Origin of the sequence: Enhygromyxa salina (assembly GCF_000737335.2) — a bacterium.
Lineage (GTDB): Bacteria > Myxococcota_A > Polyangia > Nannocystales > Nannocystaceae > Plesiocystis > Plesiocystis salina_C.
The window spans coordinates 12,520-34,825 of sequence record NZ_JMCC02000095.1; the positions used below are offsets into that span (position 1 = coordinate 12,520).

A 22,306-nucleotide genomic window follows, 5' to 3' on the forward strand; every position below is an offset into this window, starting at 1 on the left:
TCCGCTGTGCACGCCCGCGCAGCAGTGATCGCCCTGGTGCTCGGTTTGACGAGCTTGGCTTGCAAGCCGAGCGGGACCGTCGATCCCAGCATCGCTCAGGCGGATCAGGCCGGTCAGGCCGATCCCTTGGCGCTCTACGATCTGCTCGAAGGGCGGATCGCGGCCGGTACGGACAGCGAGGCCGACCGCGTCGCGGCGCTCGAGCAGGTTCGGGCCGCCGCGGATGACCAGTCGGCCGCGTACGCGTATGTGCGGGCCGCCGTCGCGGGGCGGGTCGCCGAGGGGCGCGGGCTCAAGGCGCTCAAGCTGCTCGAAGAGATGCGCACGTGGGCGCTGACCAGCATCGAGCGGGATCCCGGGTACCGCGACATGGCGGCCACGCGCATGCTTGGCACGCTGTATGTGCTCGCGGGCCAGCACCTCGCAGACGGTGACTCGGAGCAGGGGCTCGAGCTGCTCGAGGACGTCGTCGCTGCCCACCCCGAGGCGCCGACGAACCATCTGCGGCTGGCGGAGGGGTACATCGCGCTGGGTGATCCAGAGCCGGCGTTTCCGAGCTTGTGTCTGGCCCAGGGCGCCCGGGCGCAGCTGTCTGGCGAAGAACAGCGCCTGCTCGATGGCCTGCTCGCCGACATCGGCGGCGCGGATCTGCTGGCGTGCGACGCAGGCGGCGGGTCGTGAGCCGCAGGCCCAGCATCGGGCGATCGCTGGCGGTCGCGCTGGTCGTGACGCTGGGCGTTGGGGTGGGCGCGAGCGGCTGCGGCGGGGCGCTGCTCGGGCTCGCCAAGGATGAAGACTGGGCCGAGCTCGATCGCCAAGCGCGAGCGCAGAAGCGATCCCCGCGGGGCAAGGCCGCGCGCGCGTGGGCGACGGCGCTGGTCGAGCTGGGCAAGCCCGAAGAAGCCCGGGCCGTGCTGCTGCGGGACTTTCGAAGCGGCGGGCAAGAGCCGTCGTTGTTCGCGCTCGCCGAGCTCGAGCGCGAGCTGGGACGCGTGGGGATCGCCGGGGCCCACCATGCGCGGCTGGCCAACATCGACGTGGACACGCTGCAGCGCGCACCGAACTCCATTGAGATCTGCGAGCTGTTCCGGGCGCGGGCCAAGGCCGAGGCCAAGCTCGACGAGCCGCTGGCCGCCGATCTCGACATGCGTCGGCTCGCGCTGGTGTGCCCGCAGGCGATCACCGATCAGGATCGCGAGTTCATGGCGGGGCTGCGGCCGCAGGCGCAAGATCAGGCCCGCGCGCAGCGAAGCCTGGCCCCGCTGGCCCCCAAGCCACAGGACGTGGCGGCGCTCGAGGCTCGGCTCGCCGAGCAGCTCGCCCTGGCGCGCAAGCGTGGGCCGCGGGCGGTCAGTGAGCTCGCGGCCGACCACGACATGCAGGTCGAGCCAGAGGACGTGGCGATGCTGCTCGCGGCCGAGTTTGGCGGCGCGCTGGGGCCTGGGTTGGCGTCGAGCCGGCGGCTGTCTGGTTGGATCGGCGACGCCAAGCTCGAGGATGTGGTCGCGGCGATCGAGACCTTGCCCGAGGGCGTCCGCCAGTATGCGCTGCTACGGTTGAGCAGCGTGCAGCCTGCGACGGTGGCGGTGGCCGGCGGCGAGACCCAAAATTGGATGGTCGCGGCGATGCAGTCGGTCGGCGGGCAGGGGCCCCACGAGGCGGCCAAGGCGTGGCGGGTGGCCGCGAGCGTCGGGGATCTGAGCGGGGCCGAGTTCGCGCTCAACACCAACCTGCGTGACATGAGCCCAACCGAGGTGAGCGCCGAGCCTGGCACGCCAGCGCTGGGTGCCTCTGTGCACTGGTCGCGGCGCGTGGTCGTGGAGCGACGTAGCTTCGATCTGTTGCTGACGCTGGCGCGGCTGCTCGAGCACCGCGATCAGCCGGTGCTGGCCCTCGAGCTGCGCCGCGCGGTGTTGGTCGCGGGCCAGGAGATCGGGCTCGCGCAGGCGGCCGGGGCGGCGCTCGAAGAGGTTCGTCGTGAGCTGGTCTTGGGTCACCCGTGGCAGGCGTTGGCGATCGCGGAGGTCGTGCCGGGTCCGCTGCTCGATGAGGTCCTGCCAGCGGTGGTGTCCGCGGTTGGGCTCGCGCGGGCCGTCCACATGGAAGACGACGAGCCGGCGGGCGGTGCCGATCGCAACATCGTGTGGCGGGCGCTGGGTGACGCCTGGTTCGAGCGCTGGGATCCGCGCCTCGACGCCGCGGTCACCGGCCTCGACCTGGGCGGTGGGGATCGCTGCCCCGCGCTCGGGCGTTGGCTGGATCCGCAATTCAGCGAGCAGCTGCGCGAGGTTGGGCTCGATCCACAGCGCAGCCGCGAAGCGCTCGACGCTGCGTTCGATCGCCTGGGTGATCCGGCGACTGGGGCCGCGCTGGCCAGCGCGATCGAGTCGGATCTGGCGCTCTCGTGCAGCGCACCGCTGATCCACCTGCTCCACGCTGGGCCGCATCTGCTCACGCTCGAGACCCTCGACGAGCGGCTGATCCACGCGCCCGAGCTGTCGGCGTCCACGCAGCTGCAGCTCCACGCCGAGATCGCGCTCGCGCACGGGCAGACCGATCGAGCGACCTTGTTGACGATCGCCGCGGCGGCGCAGTCTGGCGCGCCGCTCGAGCTGTGGGGGCGCGCGGCCGTGGCCGGGCGCAGCTTTGGGGCGCGCGAGTACACCCTCGAGGCGCTGCGGCAGGTGTTGCTGCACAGCGATGGACTCGACGACCCGGCGGCGCGGCGCGAGCTCGCGTTGACCGTGCTGCGTGACGTCGACGCGGACGCGGGCGTGCGCGAGGGGGACGTCACAGGCATGAACGCGCTGCGCGAGCAGCTTCGGGCGTATGTCGAGCAGGCCCCCAAGCAGCGGCGGTGGTCTCGGATCGAGCAGCTGCTGGGGGCGCTCGCCAACGAGACGCGCGCCGACGCGCTCGCGTGGCAGCGGCTGCTCGAGCTGATCGAGCTGTTCGATCCGGCGATCCGCGAGGGCCATCCCGCGGCCGTCGCCGCGCTCGAGCAGGCTGCGGCGCGAGCGAAGGGGCGCAGCGCGACTGCAGACTCGCCGGCCCTGGGTTTCGAGCTCGCGTTTCTCAGCGACCCCGAGGCGCTGTGCGATCGCGCGTGGCGTTCGCTCGATCCCAGCCCCGAGCCCGACCCCAACCCCGACCCCGACCCCAACCAGGTCGACCACCTGATCGGGGCTGCGACCACTTGCTCGCCGCGGGTGCGGGCGGCAGCCCTCGCCGCGCTCGTGGCCCGGACCAAGGGAGACGCCAAGGCGCAGCTGCGTGCGCGGGTGCTGGCGGGCCCGCTGGCGGTGGAGCCGGACCCCGAGCATCCTGGGGTCGCGCGCTCGATCCCGGCCCTGGGCCGCGCAGGGGCGAGCCTGCGCGTCGCCTACGAACTCCCGCTCGAGCCGATCTGGATCGTCGGGACCGCCAACACTGAACGTTGACCTCAGGCTCGGGTAGTGTGCGGGGGTGCTCTCGATCTCCCGCACGCTGGTCATCACGGCACTGCTCGGTGTGATCCTCGCATGCCTGGGCGCGCTGTGGTCCAACGGCGCGGCCACGCGGCGCGCGAGCACCTACGCCATGGCGACCGAGTCGCTCGCGGAGCTGTCGTTGCTCGCAGGGATCGCCGACGACGACGGCGAGCTGCAGCGCGACGAGCCGATGGCCGTGGAGGTCATCTCCGACGGGGGGCCGCTGTGGGTGCTGGGCAGCGTCGAGCAGGCGGTCGCCGCCGATCCCCACTTCGAGGCCGACGACAGCCCGCACTTGCTGCGCGCAGAGGTCATCGATGCGCGAGGCGGCGTCGCGCTGCAGCTGCATCTGTGGCGCGCGGGCTGGGAGCTGCGGGTGCCCGAGCCCCGTCGGGTCCGGATCGCGGTGTGGGCCGCCGTGGTCGCTGGGATCTTCGGCGCGGCGCTGGCCTTGTTCGTCCAGCGAATGAGCGTGGGGATCGCCGCAGCCGGCGTGCTCGCGCAGCTGTTCTTGGCGATCGATCCGCTCCCGCGCGAGCTGTTCCCGCCCCGGCCCTTGGTCGACGAGTGGGCGTCTGGGCCGCTGTTTGGGCGGGTGATCCCGTTCATTCGCGGGCTCGAGAGCCTGCAGCTCGGGGTCGTCGCGGCGGCGCTCGCGGGCTCGCTGGTGTTGGTCGCCTTCGATCATCGGCGCACCCGCGGCCGCGACGACGACGTGGGACTCGGCTCGGCGTCGCTCACGGCCTTGCTGGGGACGATCGGCGTGGTCGCGTGGATCGAAGCCGCCAGCCGCGGCTCGTTGTTTGCGGCCTGCGATCCGCGGTTTGGCGGGTACGCTGGCTGGCTCGCTCTGGCTGGGTTGATCCTCGCGTGGTTGCCGGCGATACGTGTCAGCCGTGAGGCCTGGCGTGCGCGAGCCTGAGTGGGCGATCCAAGCGGGTGTCTGGCAGCGCGGCCCGGTTGGGCTGCTGTGCCTGCTCGCCGCCCTGTGTGTGCTGCTCGCGGTCCCGGCCTGTCGAAGCAAGCAGCGTCCAGAGCCCGGGGTGGGTGGCAGCGGTGACGGCCCCACGCCCGCGCCCCGGCTCGCGCCGGTGTCGAAGGTCGAGAGCGCCGACGCCTGGCAGGATCTGATCGCGCAACGGCCGAGCGCCGTGGTGATCCGCGGCGGTCGGGTGTGGATCGATCTGGGCCACCCCAGCGCCCACAAGCACCTGCAGCTGGCGGCGGCCCCTTCACCGTGGCGCTTGGCCCAGGACGTGGGGGATCGTCGCGCGGCGCTGTTGGTCGGGCTCAGCGGCGCGCTCGACATCCCGCTCGACGGCGCGCTCTCGCCCTCGCTCAACCCCGACACACCCTACGTGCCCAAGCCCGGCGAGGTGGTTCCAGACGGCGAGCCGCCTCCGCCCACGCGCGGGCTGGCGATGGCGATCACGATGCGAGCGCTGGCCCCGGATCAGTCGGTCACCGTGCTCTGGGAAGAACGACCGCTGGCGAACTTGCGCGTGTCGCAAGACTGGGAGCGACGCACCTTGTCGCTCCCCAACGACGTCGTCGTGACCGGCGAGAACCGCCTGCGCCTGCACTTTCGCAACGTCGCGCCGCTGGCCCCGGACCAGCCCTCACCCGACCGCGACGTCGATCCCGCGCAGATCCAGGTCTCGGCGGCGATCGAGAGCGTCGAGGTTGGCACGCTCGCGGCGATCAAGGCCGGCGCCCCGGATCTCGAGGTGGGCAGCGACTATGTGATCCGCTCGCTCGGCGACGAGGTCGAGTTCGAGGTCCCCGCGGATCGCAGCTTGGTCTACTACTTGGTCCCGCCCCGGCGCGCGCGCCTGCGGATCGAAGTTGCAGGGAAGGGGAGCCTCGAAGTCCTCGCCAGCACCGACGCGGATCACCGCAACGCGCGGCCGCCGGTCCAGCTGCTCGCGCAGCCCCTGCGCGCGGCGGGGCGCAGCGCGAGCGTGGATCTGTCGGGCTACGGCGAGACGCCGACGCGCCTGGAGATCCGGGTTCGCAGCACCCGTGGCCAAGCCGGCGCGGTGGTCGAGCGGGACGCCAACGGCCGCATCGAGCGTGGCGGGGCGCTGTTCACCGAGCTCGACATCGTCGCCCGCCGCACGATGCCCGTGGATCGCCGCGATCGGACCCCCCGCGACGTCTACGTGCTCGCGCTCGAGGGCGTGCGGCCCGACGATCTGCTCGATGGCGCGCTCGGTGTGTTGCCCAAGAGCCCCGGCTATCCCGCGGTCGCGCGCTTCTTGGCCGACGCGCTGGTGTTCGAGCGCGCCTACACGCTCGGGGCCGCGGCGGTCCCAGCTCACGCCGGGTTGCTGACGAGCGTGGTCCCGCCTGGCCACCTGACGGTGCGCGGGACCTTCGTCGCGGAAGGGCAGAGCACCCTCGCCGAGGTGCTCGATCGCGCCGGCTACTTCACCTCGAGCGTGTCGGCCAACGCGTACTTCTCGAACGAGCGTGGGCTGACCCAGGGCTTCGCCGACGATCAGATCCTCGTGCGCAGCAACACGCGGGGCAACGACGCGCAGAAGGTCGTGCTCGGGATGCTCGAAGAGATCGGCCAGCGGCCCAGCCCGCGCTTTGTCTACGGGGTCCTCAACGACGCCCAAGCCCCCTACGATCCGCCCAGCGAGGTGCTGGCCGAGGCCGGCGTGTTCCCGCCCGAGGGGGCGCCCGCCCAGCACCGCACCCATATGTGGGTGGGTCGGGTGCGGACCGGCAAGATCGAGCCCGACCGGGCCCAGCTCGAGTACGTGCGGCGGCTGTATCGGGGCGAGCTGCAGGTCATCGATCTCGCCCTGGGTCTGCTGCTCGACGACCTGACCGAGCGCGAGGAGCTCGACGAGGCCGTGATCGTGCTCGTCGGGGTCCACGGCGAGGAGTTCTTGGAGCACGGCGGCGCCGGCCATGGCAGCACCCTGTTCGAAGAGAGCATCCACGTGCCCTTGGCGATCCGCGCGCCCAAGCTGCTCGCGCCGGGTCACGTGCAGGCGCCGGTCGACCTGTTGGATCTGTCCCCCACGCTGACCGACCTGCTGGGCGTGGCCTACGATCCGCGCTGGCAGGGCGAGAGCCTGGTCCCGCTGATCGACGATCCCCAGCCGCCACCGCGCCTGGTCGTGTCGTACCTGGGCGACGGCAGCCGGGCGGCGATCATCGGGCTGCACAAATTCGTGCTCGGACCTGGGCGTGGGCGCGAGTCCCAGCACTTCTTTGATCTGGCGGCCGATCCGGCCGAGCTCGCCGATCGCATCGCCGATGGCGGCATCGCCCTGCGGATGGTGCGCACGGCGCTCGCGTGGCAGCTGCCCGAGCAACCCCAGTGGAATCGGCCGCGCTGGGGGACGGGGGCCAACCTCGCGCCAGCCTTCGCGCTCGACCATGGGCTGTGATAGGTACCGCCACCATGTCCGAGACCCAGGCTCTGCTCGACGAGGTCAAGAAGCTTCAAGTGGCCCAAGATGGCGCCGCGCTCAAGCAGCTCGAAGACCACGCGGATAAAAAAGTCCGCAAGGCCGCCCGCAAGGCGATTCATGTGCTGCGCGCCAAGGGGATCGAGATCCCCGAGCAAGCGCGCAGCTGGAACGAGGCCAGCACCCAGTCGATGCGGGGCCATGCGGGTCCGATCGCCATGCTCGACATGGCCGCGTCGCCAGGTGTGACGCGCATGACCTTGAGCTTGCCCAACGAGGACGACGGCGCCGCGCTGTTCGTGGCGCTGATCGATCCCAGCGATCGCTTGTTGAACTTCGCGGCCTACTACCAGACCGATGGGCAGCAGAGCCGCACCGGTCGCGACTGGCAGCGCGACGCCGACGGCCGGGTGGTCTCACCCGCGTGGGTCGCCGCGCGCTTGTGGTGGGCCCGCGAGCAGACCCACCGCAGCAACTTCCAGCTCCCGGCTCAGGTCGACGAGCACCTGCCAACCCTGACCAAGTTCCTTGGCACCGCGCCGGGCGAGCGTCCGCAGCCCAGCTTCCTCGACGAGGCGCTGGCTGAGGTCGAAGCCTCGACCGAAGACCTTGGCAACATCCTGATGGTCAGCGCCGTCCACACCTGGCCGCTGCTGTTCGACGCCAACGCGCTGTTCGAAGACCTTGGCAACCGCATGGAGGGGCTCGAGGCCGCGTCGATCACCAACGAAGATCGGCTCGCGCACATCGTCGCGTCGAGCAAGGACGACGAGGGGCTGCGGACCGGTCTGCGTGGGCCACTCGCCAACGCGCTCGATGACGTCGCGGTGATCTTGTTCTTGGACGGCTCACTGGCAGATGCGCGGCGGGTTCGGGATCTGACCACTGCGCTGCGCACGGCCGACGCACCCGAGTCGGTCGAGGGCGTGGTCAACCTGGTCCAGCTGCAGCTGACTTCGGCGGCGATGCAGCAGCTGCGCGACCAGGGTGGGCAGCAGGATCACGACCATGATCACGATCACGATCACGGGCACGTTCACGACGAGAACTGCGACCACGATCACGACTGATCTCGCTTCGCGCGTGGACCCGGTGGGTGTCGTGTCGCCGAGGCACGCACCCCGAGCGGCCCCCGAACGCCAGCGCTTCACGGCGCGCACGCGATCGCGCGCAGCTCCAAGAAGTCGTCGCCCAGCATGAACGCGAGCAGCGTCTGCGCGACGGTCGAGCGGTTGATCTGCTGCTTGAGCGAGCCACCGACGACCCCGTCGAGCAGACACGCCGCCCCGAGCACGCCGCCCGGGTCGCCGGTCATCAGGGCCGCGAGCCGAAGATCGCTGGCCAGGGTCGTGCGGGCCGTGGCCGAGGGGGCGAACGCGAACCCAGACAGGCTCTCGCACACGCGCTCGAGCACCTTGCGGTTGCGCCGTGGCAGGTGCTTGCCCAGCTGCGCGCTCAGATCCTGCAGGCGTCGCGGATCAGGGTCGGCCGTGATCGCGTTGAACACCCGGACCGTCTCGAAGCTGGTTGCGAGCAGCAGGTCCATGTCGATCGGGGGCAGCGCGCGGACCAGCCCGGCCGCCCACGCGTGGCGGGCCAGCGCGATCGCGGCCAGGCCTCGCCAGCCTTGAGGATCGCCCTGCATCCACAGGTTGCTGCCGATCCGCAGGGTTGGCGTGAGCGCGGGGATCAGCACGCAGGCGTTGTGGGTCGTGCCCGCCGCCAACGCTGGGCGCGCGAGGCCGAGCAGGGCCGACCACTGGGTGATCAGCATCTCGAAGCTGCGCGTGTCCGCGCCCGGGGGCAGCGGCACGGCGTCGCGCTCGGCGAGCACCGAGAAGTCACCGGTCATGCGCGAGAGCACCGGGTCGACGGCGATCAGCAGCTCGTGAAGCTCGGGAAGCTCGGTCGCGGCGAGCAGTCGCTCGCGCAGCTCGTTGGACTGCAGCACGCGGCCAAGCCCGGGGCGGGTGGCGGCGCGCAGGTGCTCGCGCGGCGGCTCGCCCCTGGGATCGATCGCAAACGCGACAGCGGCGGCCATGTCCGCGAGCTCGGGCCGGTGATCTTTGGAGATCTGCGTGAGCAGGTTGAGGTCGCGCAGCGACAGCGCGGCCCGGGTGATCTTGGAGATCATCGCGCCGCGGATCGAGGGCAGGTAGTCGGCGACGCGCTCGCGCTGACCGCTGCGCGTGAGCAGCTCGGTCAGCAGCGACACGCCGTCGCGGTGGCCGGGGTTGATGCGGACCGCTCGCTCGGCGGCCGCGAGGGCCTCGGGCAGATGTCCCTCGGCGCTGGCGAGCAGTCGGGCCTGGCGCAGCTGGATGTCGTGGAGCTTGCCGCGGTCGCGCTCGCGCGAGCGCAGCCGATCGAGCAGGTGCGCAGCCTCGACCCGCTGCGAGCTGCGCTCGAGCAGATCGGCCATCAGCGTGACCGCGCGCGCGTCGTTGGGACGGGCCTCGAGGGCGATCTTGGCGTGCCCAAGCGCCCGCGCGAGGTTGGCAGGATCGGCCCCGGAGCCCAGCGACGCCGCGAGGCCCATGCGCAGGTCGATCGCCGACGGCTCGCCCGGTCCGTACAGCTCGAGCAGGCGCTCGGTCGCCTCGGCGGCCTCACGGTCGTGACCAAGCTGGCGATGACAGCGGACCAGCTCGTGGAGGGCTTGCTTGCCATCTGGCCGGGCTTCGACCGCGGCCTCGAGGTAGCGAACGGCGACGTCGAGCTCGACGTTGTGCTCGGCGAGCAGCAGCGCGAGATCGTAGCGGGTGTCACCGTCGCGCACGCGCGGGAACACGGTGGTCAGCAGCGCGATCGCGGGCTCGGGATCGGCGAGCTGGTTGGTGAGCCCGCGCGCGAGCCCCAGCGCGTCGCGGTGGCTGGGGTCGCGATCCAAGATCCCCGTGAGGATCTCGATCGCCTTGGCCGCCTCTGCGTGATCCCCTGAAGCGCCCGCGCGGACGGCCGCGTCGCGAGCTTCGGCCATGAGGTTGTGAAGCGAGACGGTGGGGGCCTCGGGCGACAGCCGCGGCAGCGTGGCCTCGCGGGCCTGCTCGAGCCGGGCGATGCCGAGCTCGGCCGGGACCAAGCCCGGCATCGCGTCGATCGCCGCCTGGTAGGCCCGCCGGGCTGGATCGACGGCGCCAGCCCGCTCGAGCAGCTCGGCGCTCTCGAGGTAGAAGATCGCCCGCTCGGCGTCGGACTGGGCGCGCACGGCCCGGGCGCTGACCGCCTCCATCGCGGGCAGCGGTGAGTTGGTCTCTGACAGCAGGCGCTCGAGGTGGCGGACCGCGTAGGGGTTGCCCGGATCGGCGTGCAGCGCGTCGAGGATCGCCGTCGCGGCCAGCTGCCGATCTTCGGCCAAGCGCTCGATCGACACCGGCTCGCGCTTGCCGTCGGGACCTGGCCGGCCCTCGTCGAGCAGCAGCTCGGCCGCCTCGACCAACAGCGTGGCCCGGAAGTGGGTGTCGTCGCTGGCGCGCGCGGTCTGGAGGTAGATCGAGGGCAGGGTCTGACGATCGTCGATGAAGCGCAGCAGGGTCTCGAACTCGCGGCGCACGACCGGATCACCCGGCGCACGCTGCAGCGCCTGTTCGTAGGCCCGCCGGGCCTCGTTGGCCGCCGACGATTGGTTGCGCAGCTTGGCGCCGGGCCGGGTCGCGCGGAGGCGGGCGATCTGGGTCAGCAGCACGGCCTCGGCGGGGCCTTCCACGTGCTCGGCGAGCGCCTCGACGAGCCGGACCAAGTTGGCGTGATCGTGGTGGGCGACGAGCAGCCGGCGCGAGCGCTCGGCCGCGAGCCCGTGATCGGGCTGGGCCCCGAGCGCCGCCCGGTAGTGTTGCAGCGCGGCGTCGAGCCGGCGCGCCGCCATCTCGTGGTGCGCCGCGTCGTCACCGGACTGCGCGGCCTGGCGGGCGAGGGCCTCGGCGAGCAGCCCGAGCCGGTAGTGGTAGTCGGCCAACAGCGGCGTGGGCTCGGGCAGATCCTGGGCACGCAGCAGATCGTAGGCCTCTTCGATCCGGTTGTTGACGGTCAGCAGCTGCAGCAACAGCTCGCGGGCCGGATGCAGATCCGGGTTGGTCCGGTAGGCGCGCCACAGATACTCGATCGCGCGATCGTGATCTTGCAGCTCGTCGAGGCACACCCGCGCGGCCTTGAGCGCGAGCATGGCGGGATCGGTGACGGTGTCGACCTCGGGCTCGTACAGAGACAAGAGCGCGTCGAGATCGAGGTTGTCCCGGTACAGCCGCGCGAGGGCCTGCAGCGCCGGCGTGTAGCCGGGGGTCAGCTTCAGGGCCCGCTCATAGGCTTCGCGGGCGGCGTCGCGGCGCTTGAGCTGCAGCTCCAGGGTCTCGCCAAGCTCGACGAGCACGGCCGTGCGCGAGACGTTGTCGTCGAGGCGCTCGACGAGGTGCTGCAGCGTGGTGACCAGCACCGGCGTGCGGTTCTCGGCCCGGCACAGCGCGGCCAGCTGAAACAGCGACAAGAGATCGTCGGGGTCGATCCGCGTGACCTCTTCGAGGATCGCGATCGCGAGGTCGACGTCCTCGAGCTCGTGCTGGGCCATGGCCGCGACCCGGCGCAGGGCCGCGAGTCGCTCGGGCCCGTCGTCGGTCTCCTCGGCCTGGCGCTGCAGGTTGGCGACCGCCTGCGGCCAGCGCCGCATCTTCTCGTAGACCCGTCCGAGCGCGCGCAGGCACGAGGGGTTGTCCGGGTCTTCGGCGACGGCGAGCTCGTAGACCTCGGCGGCGCGGGGCAAGTCGTGACGCAGGTTCTCGTGGACGGCGCCAAGCCGCAGCAAGATCGTGGCCCGACCTGGCCCAGACGAGACCGTTCGCGCCCACTCGTCGAGGTGCACGACCAAGCTCGCGTGGTCGCCCGTGTACTCGAGCAGCTCGCCCAGCGAGTGACGAACCCAGCGGTGCTCGGGCAGGTGGACCAGGCAAAACCGGAGATCCAACTCGAGCGCCCGGACCAGGACCTTGCGATCTTCGGACAGCTTGGGCAGCCCGGTGATCGTGTCGGCGGGGTCGGGGCTCTCGTCGACCATGCGCCGCAGCGTGTCGCGTCGGATCCGGGCCATCTGCTCGCGGACCAGCGCCTGCTCGCGCGGGGCGTCGAGCGTGCGCGCGACCCGGTCGAGCACGTGGAGGTTGGTCGGCAGGCCTTCGGCGTCGCCCGAGGCCACCCGCTGCTCGATGTAGAGCGCGACCTCGGACAGCGGCGCGAGCATGTCGGAGCCATCGGCGATCCGCGGCTCGCGGGCCGCGAGCTCGCGGACCAGATCGTCGACCGGCTCGCGCGAGTCGGCGAGGGTCAAGAACGCCAGGTGCAGGGCCGTGCTGGCCGAGAGCGGATCCTCGGCGACGTCGGCGAGGTGCCGGTACAGGTGCCCGAGCCGGACCGCGTCGCCGGTCGCCGAGACCAGCCGGATCAGCCGGCGCAGCGCGGTCTCTTCGTGGGGATCGGTGTCGTGGGCCTCTTGGACCAAGAGCAGGCGGACCTCGTCGGCTTGCTTGGCGTCGTCGAGGCCGGCCGCGTCGGGGTCGGTGAGATCCGCGAGCTCGAGCAGCAGCGAGACCTTCTCGCGGGAGCTCTGGCACAGCTTGATGCGGCGGCGCAGGAGGTCGCGGGCGACCTCGCGATCGTTGATGATCGCCGCTGACTCGCTGGCGAGCATCAGCGCCTCGCGGTGCTCGGGTTGGCACGCGAGCGCCTCGCGGTAGGCATCGAGGGCGCGCTTGCGGTTGCCCATGCTGCCTTCGCACAGCATCCCAAACTCGACCCAGGCCGCGGCGCGCTCTTCGGGATCGGCGCTGGGATCCGAGCCAAAGCGCTCGAGCTCGGCGAGCTCTTCGGCGACGGAGTCGTCGCTGCCCGAGCGCAGATCCAGCAGCGTCCGGGCCACGGCGCTGCCGCTGTTGCGAAGCAGCAGCTGGCCCTCTTCGCGGCGGCCCAGACGATCGACCAAGATCCGCCCGGCCTCGGCCAGCAGCGCGGCGGCCATGACCTCGTCTTCGACCTGCCGGCTCTCTTCGGCGAATTCTTCCGCGAGCGTCTGCCAGGCGTCCGCGGTGCCGGTTGGCATCGCGGTCGACAACAGGCTCGAGTGCAGGCCCGAGTGCATGCCCCACAACAGCGAGGGGCTGTCGATCAGCGCGGGCGGTCGCTGCTCGCCACCTTCGCCGCGCTCGACCTGGTCGATCAGATCCGAGAGATCGAGGGCGCCGCTGAAGTCGTCGGAGACCTTTTTGGGTACGCCGCCGGTGACGAACATGTCGCCGCGCAGCTCGAGATCTTCGCGTCGTCGACTCACTGCGGCTCCTCGTGGGCGGTGTCTTGGACCAGCGCGACCTGATAGCCCAGCGAGCGGCGCAGGCCCAGGTGATCATCGCTCAAGAGGTAGCCCAGCAGCGCGGTCGAGCGCTCCTCGAGCAGGATCTTGCGGTCCTCCGTGCCCTCGAGCAGGTGCTCGAGCGCGGGGCGGGGATCGGCGGCGGCGACCACTCCAGCTCGGTCCTGGGCCATCGCCATGGCCTCGCGCATGCGCTGGGGATCAAAGGTGTCGGTTGACTGGGCGAAGCTGCGGGCGGCGTGCACGAGGTCCGGGCGGGTGGCCGCGTCGGGCAGCGAGCTCACGACCCACTGGGCCAAGGTTCGATCGATCACCGGCACAGTCCCGCGCGTGGGCGCGAACGACTCTTCGGGCAGCTCGATGTCGAGCGAGCGACACAGGCCCATGAGCAGCCCGAGCAGGCGCGGCTCGGCGTCGTGGGCGTGCAGGTAGTCGCCGCCGGTTGCGAGCCGCATGACCGCGCGGCCAAGCTGGTCGCGCGAGCGCGGGGCGAAGGGCGTGCTGTTGATCTTGCGGCCCACGATCAAGGTTGGCGAGCTGCCGAGGTGGGCGACGACGCTGTCGTGCTCGTCGGGGTTGACGAACACCAGCGGCTGCGAGAGGCCAAGCGCGTCGGCCAGCGCCCGCGCGACCATCACGACCCCAGAGTTGCTTGGCAGGCTGCGCCCGCCAACGATGTCGATTGGTGGAGGGGGGGCGTCGGGCAGCTCGTTGAGCAGGAACACGCCCTCGTGGAGCAGGTCGAGCGCGTGCGAGCAGGGCAGATCGCCGACCAGCAGATCCAGCGGCTTGCCGTCTTGCGCGGCTGGCAGCGGCCACGGCTCGGCCTGCAGCGCGTCGCAGGGCTTCCAGCGCTGTTCATCGTCGCGCTTGGTGTCGGTGACCTCGATGATCGCGGTCGCGAGGTACACGCCGTCGACGTCACGCAGGATCTCGAACAGATCGCGCAGCCCTCGGACCGGGGCGTGATCGATGCTCGCGCGCGAAGCCGAAGCCGAAGCCGAAGCCGAAGCCGAAGCTGAAGCCGAAACCGAAACCGAGCTCGCCGGCTTGTTGGACCCGCCAAATTTGCTGCGGACGCCCTCGGCCCGCAGCCACGCGCGGTGATGGGCGACCCCGGCGAGCAGGGTGGCCTTGGCTTCTTCGCGGCGGTCGAGCTTGAGCAGCGCGCGGTGGAGCTCGCGGAGCACGTCGAGATCCGTTGGCGCGAGCAACAGCAGCTCGCGCATGAGATCGACCGCGACGTCGGGCTGGCCGAGCGGCCCACGGTGCAGATCGGCCAGCGCTCGCAGGCTGCGAACCCGCTGCTCGCCGTCGCTGAGCTCGACCAACAATTGCAGGGCCTCGACCCGCTGCTCGAGCGCGCCGTACTCCGACGCGATCCGATCGGCGGACAGCAGCGCGTGGCGTGGATGAAAGCCCCCGCGCCCGGCCCCGAGGTAGTGCTCGATCGCCGCGCGGGGGTTGCCGGCCCGCTCTTCGGCGTCACCGGCAAAATAGTGCAGGGCGGCCGCGCGCTCGGGGGACAGCTCGCGCTGCAGCGCGCGGGACAGCTCGGCGACGACCTCGGGCCAGCGCTCGAGCCGAGCGTAGCCCTGGGCCAGATCGGCGTGGATCCCCGGATCTTCGGGGTAGCGCGCCAAGCCATTCTCGAGCAGATCGACCGCCGACTCGGGCCCGTCGGTCTGGGCGGCGAGGCGGGCGATCTCTCGCACGGTGGTGGGGGTCAGGATGTCGCGCTCCGCCAGCGCGGCGATCCGCTTCTCGAGCAGGATCTGCAGCACCGGCGCACCCTTGATCCCATGCGCGGCGCAGGTCCGCTCAAGCCCACGAAACGCGAGATCGTCGGCTGGGTCCTGGGCCAGGGCCCGCGCGAACAGTGACCACGACTGCTGGTTGTGGGTGTTGAGCTGGGCCGTGCGCAGGGAGATCGTGCCCGCGCGACACAGCGCCCGAACCTGGTGGGCCGGCACCCGCAGCAGCCCCGCGAGGCGCTCGAGGGTCTCGATCGTCTCGCCGATCTGCTCGACCCCGCCAAGCCGCTCGAGCACGCGGGCCTTGCAGTGCAGCGCAGGCAGGTAGTCCGGGTTGCTGGCCAGCGCCTGCTCGACCCGCTGCCGCGCGCCGTCGAGGTCGCCGCGACGCTCGTGCAGCTCGGCGGCGATCGTGGCGAACGCGGCCTGCTCGATGTGGTGCTCGGCCGCGGCCCGGGCCTTCTGCAGATCCTCCGAGCGGCCCGCGTAGGTGCTCTGACGCTTGCGCTTGACCCGAAGCCGACCGCGCCGGGCCAGCGCGTGGCCGGGGTGACGATCCAGGACCTTGGCGTAGCCAGCGTCGGCGGCGTCGAGGTTGCCAGCGGCCTCCTCTGCGCGCGCGGCCCGGTAGCGGTACGCCAGCAGCTCGGGATCCGAGGGGTCGAGCTGCTCCCCAAATTGATCGGCCGCGGCCGTCAGCGCGCCCGCGGCCCGCGACGGACGGCGGGCCCGGAACGCCGCCCGCGCCAGGCGCAGCTGGGTGACGAAGTCTTCGGGGCGGGCCTCTGCGACCGCGCCCAGGTACTGGATCGCGACGACGGCCTTGGGCGTGAGCTCGGCCAGCTGCAGGGCCAGCGCGCGACGATCATCGGCGCCGCGCTCGGTCGTGAGGCCGCCCTCGGCGAAGGCCTGCAAGTCCCGGCTGCGGCCAAGCTGCTCGTAGAGGCGCAACAACAGGGCCCGGGCGACGCCCAGCTGCGGCCACAGCTCGAGCCCCCGGACCAGCTCTCGGACGGCGCCCTCGGGATCCTCCAAGTAGTTGGCGCGGATGTTGGCCGAGCGGTGCAACAGCAGGGCCCGGGTGCGCGGACCCTGGACCGCGCCGACGTGTTGATCGAGCAGGCGGACCAGCTCGGCCCAGCGGTTGAGGCGAGTAGCGAGGTTCTCGGCCGCGTGCAGGGCCGGCAGGTGTCGGGGCCAGCGCTCGAGCAGGGCCTCGAGCTCGACCAGCGCATCTTCGGCCCGATCGAGCCGGGTCGAGAGGATGCTGGCGATCTCCAGCCGCAGCGAGACTTGGCGGCCGCGATCCGTCGAGTACAGGACCTGCTTGCGGAGCAGCGCGAGCAGGCGATCCCAGTCACGATCGCCGCGCAGCAGCGCCTCGAGGCTGCTCATGCCCGCTTGGTGATCATCGACCTGATCCAGGCACAGCTCGAAGCACTCGCGGGCCTTGTCGCGATCGCCGAGCTCGAGCGCGAGCTCGCCCGCGCGGTGCAGCAGCTTGGCCTGCCGGACTGGGCTGAAGGTCAGCCGGATCTCTTGCTCGGTGACCTTGAGCAGCTCTTTGGTGCGACCCGAGCGGGCCAGCAGCCGGGCCAGCCGCTGCAGCGAGGGCATGTGCTCGGGCACTTCTTTGAGCAGCGCGACCAGGAACTTGATGGCCTGTTGTGGATCGTCGCCGTTGCTGTGCAGCTGGCCGAGCACCGACAGCAAGAACACCTTGCGGGCCGGCGACTCCGCGGCGCGCAGCTCGGTCTCGTAGAATTCCGCGAGATCGTCGGCGCGCCCCATTTGATGCAGCACGCGCTCGAGCCGATCGCGGGTTGGGCGATACGCGGGGGCGATCTGCGAAGCTTCTTCATACAGACGCCGGGCACCCTCGAGCTCGTTGAGCCGCTCCTCGAGCACCTGGCCGGCGCGCAGGTGGGCCTGCGCGGTCTCGGCCTTGGTCAGCCCCGCGTCCTCGGCCGTTGCGGTCTGCAGCGTCAGCAGCTCGAGCAGCTGCGCCCACAAGCCGTTGGAGATCAAGTAGCGCGCGGTGTCCTCGACCGCGGGCAGGTGGGCCGGGAACAGGCGCAGCGCCTTGCGCATGGCCGCCAGCCCCTCGTTGACCCGATCGAGGCGGATCATTGCGAGCCGGCCGACCCGGTAGAACAGCTCCGCCCGGGTCCCGGGCTCGCCGTCGCCGACCGCCCGCAGCTGGCCTAGGCAGGCCAACACCGCGATCTCGTAGCGCGACGAGCTCATCGCGAGCTCCTCGAGGTTGCGCCACAGCGAGAAATTGTCGGGCTGGGCTTCGGCGGCGGCGAGCAGCAGCGCGGCGGCGGCCGCTCGCTCGCGGCGGTCGTGCAGGACCAAGCTCGCCCGGGCCAGCGGCATCGCGCGGGCTCGCGGCTCGCGGGCTTCGGCCTCGGCCTCGAGCGCCTGCAGCATCAAGGCGACGTCGCCGGACAGCTCCGCGGTGCGGAACAGATCACCGATCAAGCCCAGGTGGCCGGGGACCAGCTCGAGCGCGTGCAGCAGCATGTCGGCCGCGAGGTGCAGATCGCCGCCGTGCCGGGCCTCGAGCAGGGCGAGATCGTGCAGCAGCCCCGCCGCCGCGCCGCTGTCCTCGAGCACCTCGAGCTGGCTCTCGAGGTTGGCGATCGTCCCGAACACGTCGCCGCGGGCCAGCGACACGCGCTCGACCGAACGCAGCACGGCGAGGTCGCGCGGGGTGGCCCGCAGCGCGGCCTCGTGGCACTGCTGCGCGGCCTTGAGGTCTCGGAAGTAGCGCTCGACCAATTGCCCGCGCTCGCGATACAGCGCCGCGGCTTCACGCGGGTGTCGGGTCGCCCGGATCTCTAGATCGAGGTAGGTGACCGCGTTGCGGACGTCGTTGCGGTCGCCGTAGATGCGGTACAGCAGCCGCATCGCCGGGCGCAGCTCGGGCACCATCGTCAGGGCGGCGCGGAGTTGCTCGACCGCTCGCTCTTCGTCTTCGCGCTCGAGCGACCAGCGGGCGATCGTGAAGGCGAGCACCGCCCGCAGCTCGACCTGGTCTTCACTGGTCTGGGCGAGCGCCTTGATGACGGCGTCGAGCGGGAGCGCTCGTGTCCGAGGGTTCACTCCCCGCGCTCCCAGCTGCTGGGCAGGCCGAGCATTCGGGTCGGATTGTACACGTTTGCCAGGCGTTCGTGGTGCAATCCGCCGCCAAGACTACGGCTTTGGTGGTTGGCCTTGGCCTCAGTCTTCGCCCTCGGGCGCGGGCGAGGGGGCTGCTGTCAGCACCTCCACATAGTCGTTCAGGTGGTAGATCCTGGGCTCACGGTTGGCCGCGAGATCGCGGCTGGCCAGCAGCTGCAAGATCAGCTCGAGCGTCTCGAACCGGCCTGTGAGGCTGTAGAACTGGTCCTCGGGCACTTCTGGGACCTCGGCGAGGCGCTCGGTGATCCACGCGTGGTCGTCGAGCTCCTCGGCCTGTTCGGTTCGTTTGCGCAGGTGGTAGGCCCCGTCGAGGGCCGCGCCCTCGGGGGCGACCCGGGAAGAGCGGGGATCGCCGGGATCGGGTGAGCCCGAGAAGATCGCCTCGTAGGCCAGGTCGACCGGCGAGAAGTGTACGAATTGTGGCTCGAGCAGCAGCCGCAGACGCCGGGGGTCGGTGCCATCACCGATCCATAGGCCACCAATTTCGCGCCGGACCAGCTCCCCGAACCACGCGCCCGCGCCCGCGGCCACCAGCGAGACGATCGGCTCGCGCTCTTCCTCTTTGAGCAACCCGAGATAATGATCGACGTAGGCCAGCGCGGTGGACCCGATGTCGTCGCGCAGCTCGACCTCGAGCGCGCGGCCGAGCTGCTCGCGGAACCCCGCGACGAGCTGGTCGACGAGGGCCTGGCTTGGACTCGGGCCCGGGGTCGGGGGCGCCGACGCCCCGGTTTCGCTCGTTTCGCGTGGCTTGTCCTTCGGTTCGCTCATGTATGCCGGGCAGCTTTACACTGAGAAGACGGCGAGGCTATGGTGCGGGCGTGACCAAGCTTGTGGGCGCGAGCTGGGCCGTCGAGGTCACTTATGCATGTCGTTGCGGCGTTCACTATCGGGCGCAGCGATGGCGGTGGATCGATCGGGACGCGATGCCCGAAGAGGCAAGCCGCGCGCACAAAGAGGGGCCGCTGCGCGGTCGCTGCCCAACCTGCGGCGCCGCGGCACTCGGTCGCGTCGACTGGCTCGAGCTCGAACCGTCGAGCGAGCGCGCGCTGCTGGTGCTCGGGGCCCACCAACGCCACCAGCTCGTCGAGGTCCTGCGCGACCACATGGACGCGGTCTCGCAGCGGGTCGCGGCCGGCGAGCACGGGTGCGCGCACGCCTGGATCCTGCGTCCGCTGTGGCGCTTCGAAGAGGATCAAACCGTCACGGCCGGCCGCGAGTACGAGGCCGAGCTCGCGGCCCGCAGTGAGCGAGAGACCACCGCGCGACGTCCCGCCCCAGGTCCCCCAGAGGGATCCGAAGCCGCTCGAGCCGCGGGAGCCGCGAGCGCTGGGGTCCCGACGATCGTCGGTGCCAACCCGTGGCCGGCGCAGGTGCCCGAGACCGAGGCCGCCGACACCTACCTGGCGATGCTCACCATGGATCGGGGGCTCGGGGCCAAGGATCGCGGCCCCGGCGAGAGTCAGGATGACTCGCAGGCCGAAGAGATCGTCACGATCGCGCTCGACCTCGACGACGCGGGGCACTCGCTGTGGGGCCAGGCCGCGCTGCAGATCCGACCGATCCACCTGCGCGATCACGGCTACCCGCTCACGGGTGTGCGCCTGGTCGCGTCCTACTTGGGTCGGATCGCCCTCATCGATGGGATCGTCGACGTCGGCAGCGAAGAGGCCGCCCACGTGTTCGCGTCGCTGTCACGCCGGCTCCGCGTCCAGCTGATCCTGCGCGGCAGCCAAGGCAGCATCGGCAGCTCGGCGATCCGGCGCGAGGTCTCGGCCCGCGATCTCGAGCGCAACGCCGCGCTGTGTCTCGAGTCGGGTCGAGCCGCGCTCGCCCGCAGCGAGTACCCCCGCGAGGCGTTCGTGCGGGCCCTCGAGCACCTGCGCGAGACCCCGATCTCGGAGCGGCTGCGCGGCGCCCAGCAGACCTTGGTCGCGGGCGCCTACCGACACTTGATCTCGCCGCGCGAGACCTGGGTCGCCCTCGACCACCTCGAGGTCGCGTCGAACAAGCGCAACCTCGCCCACCTGCTCGAGGTCGACGGGCTCTCGGTCGACGAGTACGAGGCCATCCGCCGCCGGGTTCTGCTCGCCTCGGTCGAGCATGGGCTGTGCGCGCCGCGGCGATTCTGGCGGCGGATCATCGCGTCGGGCCTCGCGGACAACTTCGACGACTACGCGATCAAGCTGGCCCGGGCCCGGGCCGAAGCCGATCAGGACGGCGACGATCTCGACAGTGAGCAGCGCGCCGCCGGCTGGGCCCGGATCGGCGAGCTTTGCGATCTCAAGCAGCTCGAGTACCCGGTCGAGTACAGCCGCAAGATTGGGCTGGAGCCCGACCGCCCGCGCCGGGCCCATGGAAGCGGAAGCGGAAGCGGAAGCGGAAGCGGAAGCGGGAGCGGGGGAGGGGTCGCGAGCCGTCGCCGCTCGGATCCCAACCGCAGCCGCAGCGCCGCCGGAGAGATCAACGCGCGAGACACCCACGTCGGCGGGGCGGCCAGCATTCGGGACCAGCTGCGTGACCCCGAGCTGCGCCTGCGGGTCGCAACCGCGTCGCTCGGCAACGGCGGCTCACCCGAAGCGATCGACGCCGTGTTCGACGCCCTCGAGGAGTTCGACGAAGAAGAGCTGCTGGCGATCATCCCCAGCGTGGCCGAGCTTGGCACCCAGGCGGTGTCCGCCCTCCAGACCAAGCTCGAGTCCTCGCGCCAGCAGGTCCGTCAGGCCGCCGCGATCTTGCTCGGAATCGCCCAAGACCAGTCCAGCATGGTGCCCTTGTTGCGCTGCCTGGCCCGCGAAGAGACCCGGGTTTGGTTCGACGTGGCCCGAGCAATTGGGGGGCTGGGGACCTCGGCGCTCGATCGGCTGTGCGCGTTGAGCCGCCAGAGCGCCCGCGGCGAGCAATTCCCGATCCAGCACCGGGAGCTGGTCGCGCGCATCGGCCGGGCCATGGCGGAGGTCGTGATCGCCGAGGGCGGCCCGGAGAGCATCGCGCGGGACATGGTCGAGGCCCTATCCCAGTCCAGCGAGACAGACATCTCTGTCGCTGCGGGTCGTGCTCTTGCTACACTCCACGACGTGAGCGTTGCTAGCGCTCAGATCCGGGGCGAGCGTTCGCTCCCGGACACGACGCAGCTCCGAGGTTTCGCGCGCCGAGCCTACGAAGCGATCCTGGTACCGGAGCTCGACATCCTCGACGAAGAACTCGAGGCGGAAATTCTCTAAGCGCATGCGTTACGGCATCTTCAGCGACACCCACGCCAACCTTCCCGCCCTCGAAGCGGTGATGCGGGGCTTCGACGCAGCCAAAGTCGACGCCCTCATCTGTCTCGGGGACACCGTCGGCTACGGTTCGCAGCCCAACGAGTGCTGCAACATCGTGCGCGAGAACGCGAAGTTCACGATCCTCGGCAACCATGACGCCGCGGTCGCTGGGCGGATGGACTACAGCTACTACTACGACGCCGCCCGCGAGGCCCTCGACTATCACAGTCGCGTGCTGACCGAGCAGAACATGGAGTGGTTGCGAACCCTGCCCTACATCGAGAAGGACGACGCGACCCACTTTTGCCATGGATCGCCCGTCGAGCTCGAGGAGTTCGAGTACATCTTCAGCGTCGAGCAGGCCGCGACCTGCATCCCGATCTGGGAGCGGCTGGGCCAGGCCACGTTCATCGGCCACTCGCACTTGTGCAAGGCGTTCGCGGTCAGCAAAGAGCGCGTGTTCGAGGTCGTGACCCGCGAGTTCGAGGTCCGCACCGAGTACCGCTATGTGATCAGCGTGGGCAGCGTCGGGCAGCCGCGGGATCATGACCCGCGCGCTAGCTTCACGATCTACGACAGCGCCAACCATCGCTTCGAGTTCAGGCGCGTCGAGTACGACATCGCCGAAGCGGCTCGCCGGATCTACGACATCGGCCAGCTGAGCGACAGCTTCGGCGCCCGCCTCTTCGCGGGGGTTTAGTTTAGACCCCCACAGGCGGCTTCGCACTTCGCGGTCACTCGCTGCGCTCGCTCCCAATGGGTAGGCTGTTCGCTATCGCATGTGTGGCCCCCTCGAAGGGGGCTCTCGTCTGGGCACCCACGGCCACCGGGGGGCGCTCCATTCGTTTCTTACCCC

The 22,306-nt window shown here is 71.0% G+C and carries 10 protein-coding genes; 7 read left to right on the plus strand and 3 right to left on the minus strand.

Annotated elements, in window-relative coordinates:
* Positions 1-6: 6 nt before the first annotated feature.
* Genes DB30_RS30605 through DB30_RS30625 form a run of 5 tightly spaced genes read left to right on the plus strand, consistent with a single transcriptional unit; the run spans position 7 to position 7,968 of the window.
* Positions 7-681 (plus strand): hypothetical protein, encoded by a 675-nt coding sequence (locus DB30_RS30605; RefSeq protein ID WP_146661327.1) that lies wholly within the window; start codon positions 7-9, stop codon positions 679-681.
* Positions 678-3,440 carry a hypothetical protein gene (locus tag DB30_RS30610; RefSeq protein ID WP_052555670.1) on the plus strand — a complete coding sequence of 921 codons (2,763 nt, stop codon included), beginning with the start codon at positions 678-680 and terminating at the stop codon, positions 3,438-3,440. The genes DB30_RS30605 and DB30_RS30610 overlap by 4 nt, the downstream gene beginning before the upstream one ends.
* A 25-nt stretch (positions 3,441-3,465) precedes the next feature.
* Positions 3,466-4,392, plus strand: a complete 927-nt coding sequence (locus tag DB30_RS30615) for a hypothetical protein (RefSeq protein ID WP_052555672.1) — start codon at positions 3,466-3,468, stop codon at positions 4,390-4,392.
* A complete protein-coding gene (locus tag DB30_RS30620; RefSeq protein WP_052555674.1) occupies positions 4,379-6,877 on the plus strand; it encodes a sulfatase-like hydrolase/transferase in 2,499 nt (832 codons plus the stop codon). The genes DB30_RS30615 and DB30_RS30620 overlap by 14 nt, the downstream gene beginning before the upstream one ends.
* Before the next feature lie 14 nt (positions 6,878-6,891).
* Positions 6,892-7,968, plus strand: coding sequence for a hypothetical protein (locus DB30_RS30625; protein WP_052555677.1), 1,077 nt, complete (start codon positions 6,892-6,894; stop codon positions 7,966-7,968).
* Between the two features lie 77 nt (positions 7,969-8,045).
* On the opposite strand, the gene DB30_RS30630 is transcribed toward DB30_RS30625, so the two are convergent.
* The 3 genes from DB30_RS30630 to DB30_RS30640 all read right to left on the minus strand — a co-directional run bounded on the left by DB30_RS30630 (position 8,046) and on the right by DB30_RS30640 (position 18,958).
* Positions 8,046-13,208 (minus strand): tetratricopeptide repeat protein, encoded by a 5,163-nt coding sequence (locus tag DB30_RS30630; protein ID WP_052555679.1) that lies wholly within the window; start codon positions 13,206-13,208, stop codon positions 8,046-8,048.
* Positions 13,205-18,109 carry a tetratricopeptide repeat protein gene (locus tag DB30_RS30635; RefSeq protein WP_052555681.1) on the minus strand — a complete coding sequence of 1,635 codons (4,905 nt, stop codon included), beginning with the start codon at positions 18,107-18,109 and terminating at the stop codon, positions 13,205-13,207. Before DB30_RS30635 ends, DB30_RS30630 begins: the two co-directional genes overlap by 4 nt.
* Before the next feature lie 117 nt (positions 18,110-18,226).
* Complete coding sequence (locus DB30_RS30640; RefSeq protein ID WP_052555684.1) at positions 18,227-18,958, minus strand: hypothetical protein; 732 nt, start codon at positions 18,956-18,958, stop codon at positions 18,227-18,229.
* Positions 18,959-19,008: 50 nt separating this feature from the next.
* Here DB30_RS30640 and DB30_RS30645 point away from each other — a divergent pair, with 50 nt between their 5' ends.
* Together DB30_RS30645 and DB30_RS30650 are read left to right on the plus strand one after the other, a co-directional pair.
* Complete coding sequence (locus DB30_RS30645) at positions 19,009-21,411, plus strand: hypothetical protein (protein ID WP_052555686.1); 2,403 nt, start codon at positions 19,009-19,011, stop codon at positions 21,409-21,411.
* 4 nt (positions 21,412-21,415) lie between these two features.
* Positions 21,416-22,150 carry a metallophosphoesterase family protein gene (locus DB30_RS30650; RefSeq protein WP_052555688.1) on the plus strand — a complete coding sequence of 245 codons (735 nt, stop codon included), beginning with the start codon at positions 21,416-21,418 and terminating at the stop codon, positions 22,148-22,150.
* Positions 22,151-22,306 lie beyond the last annotated feature (156 nt).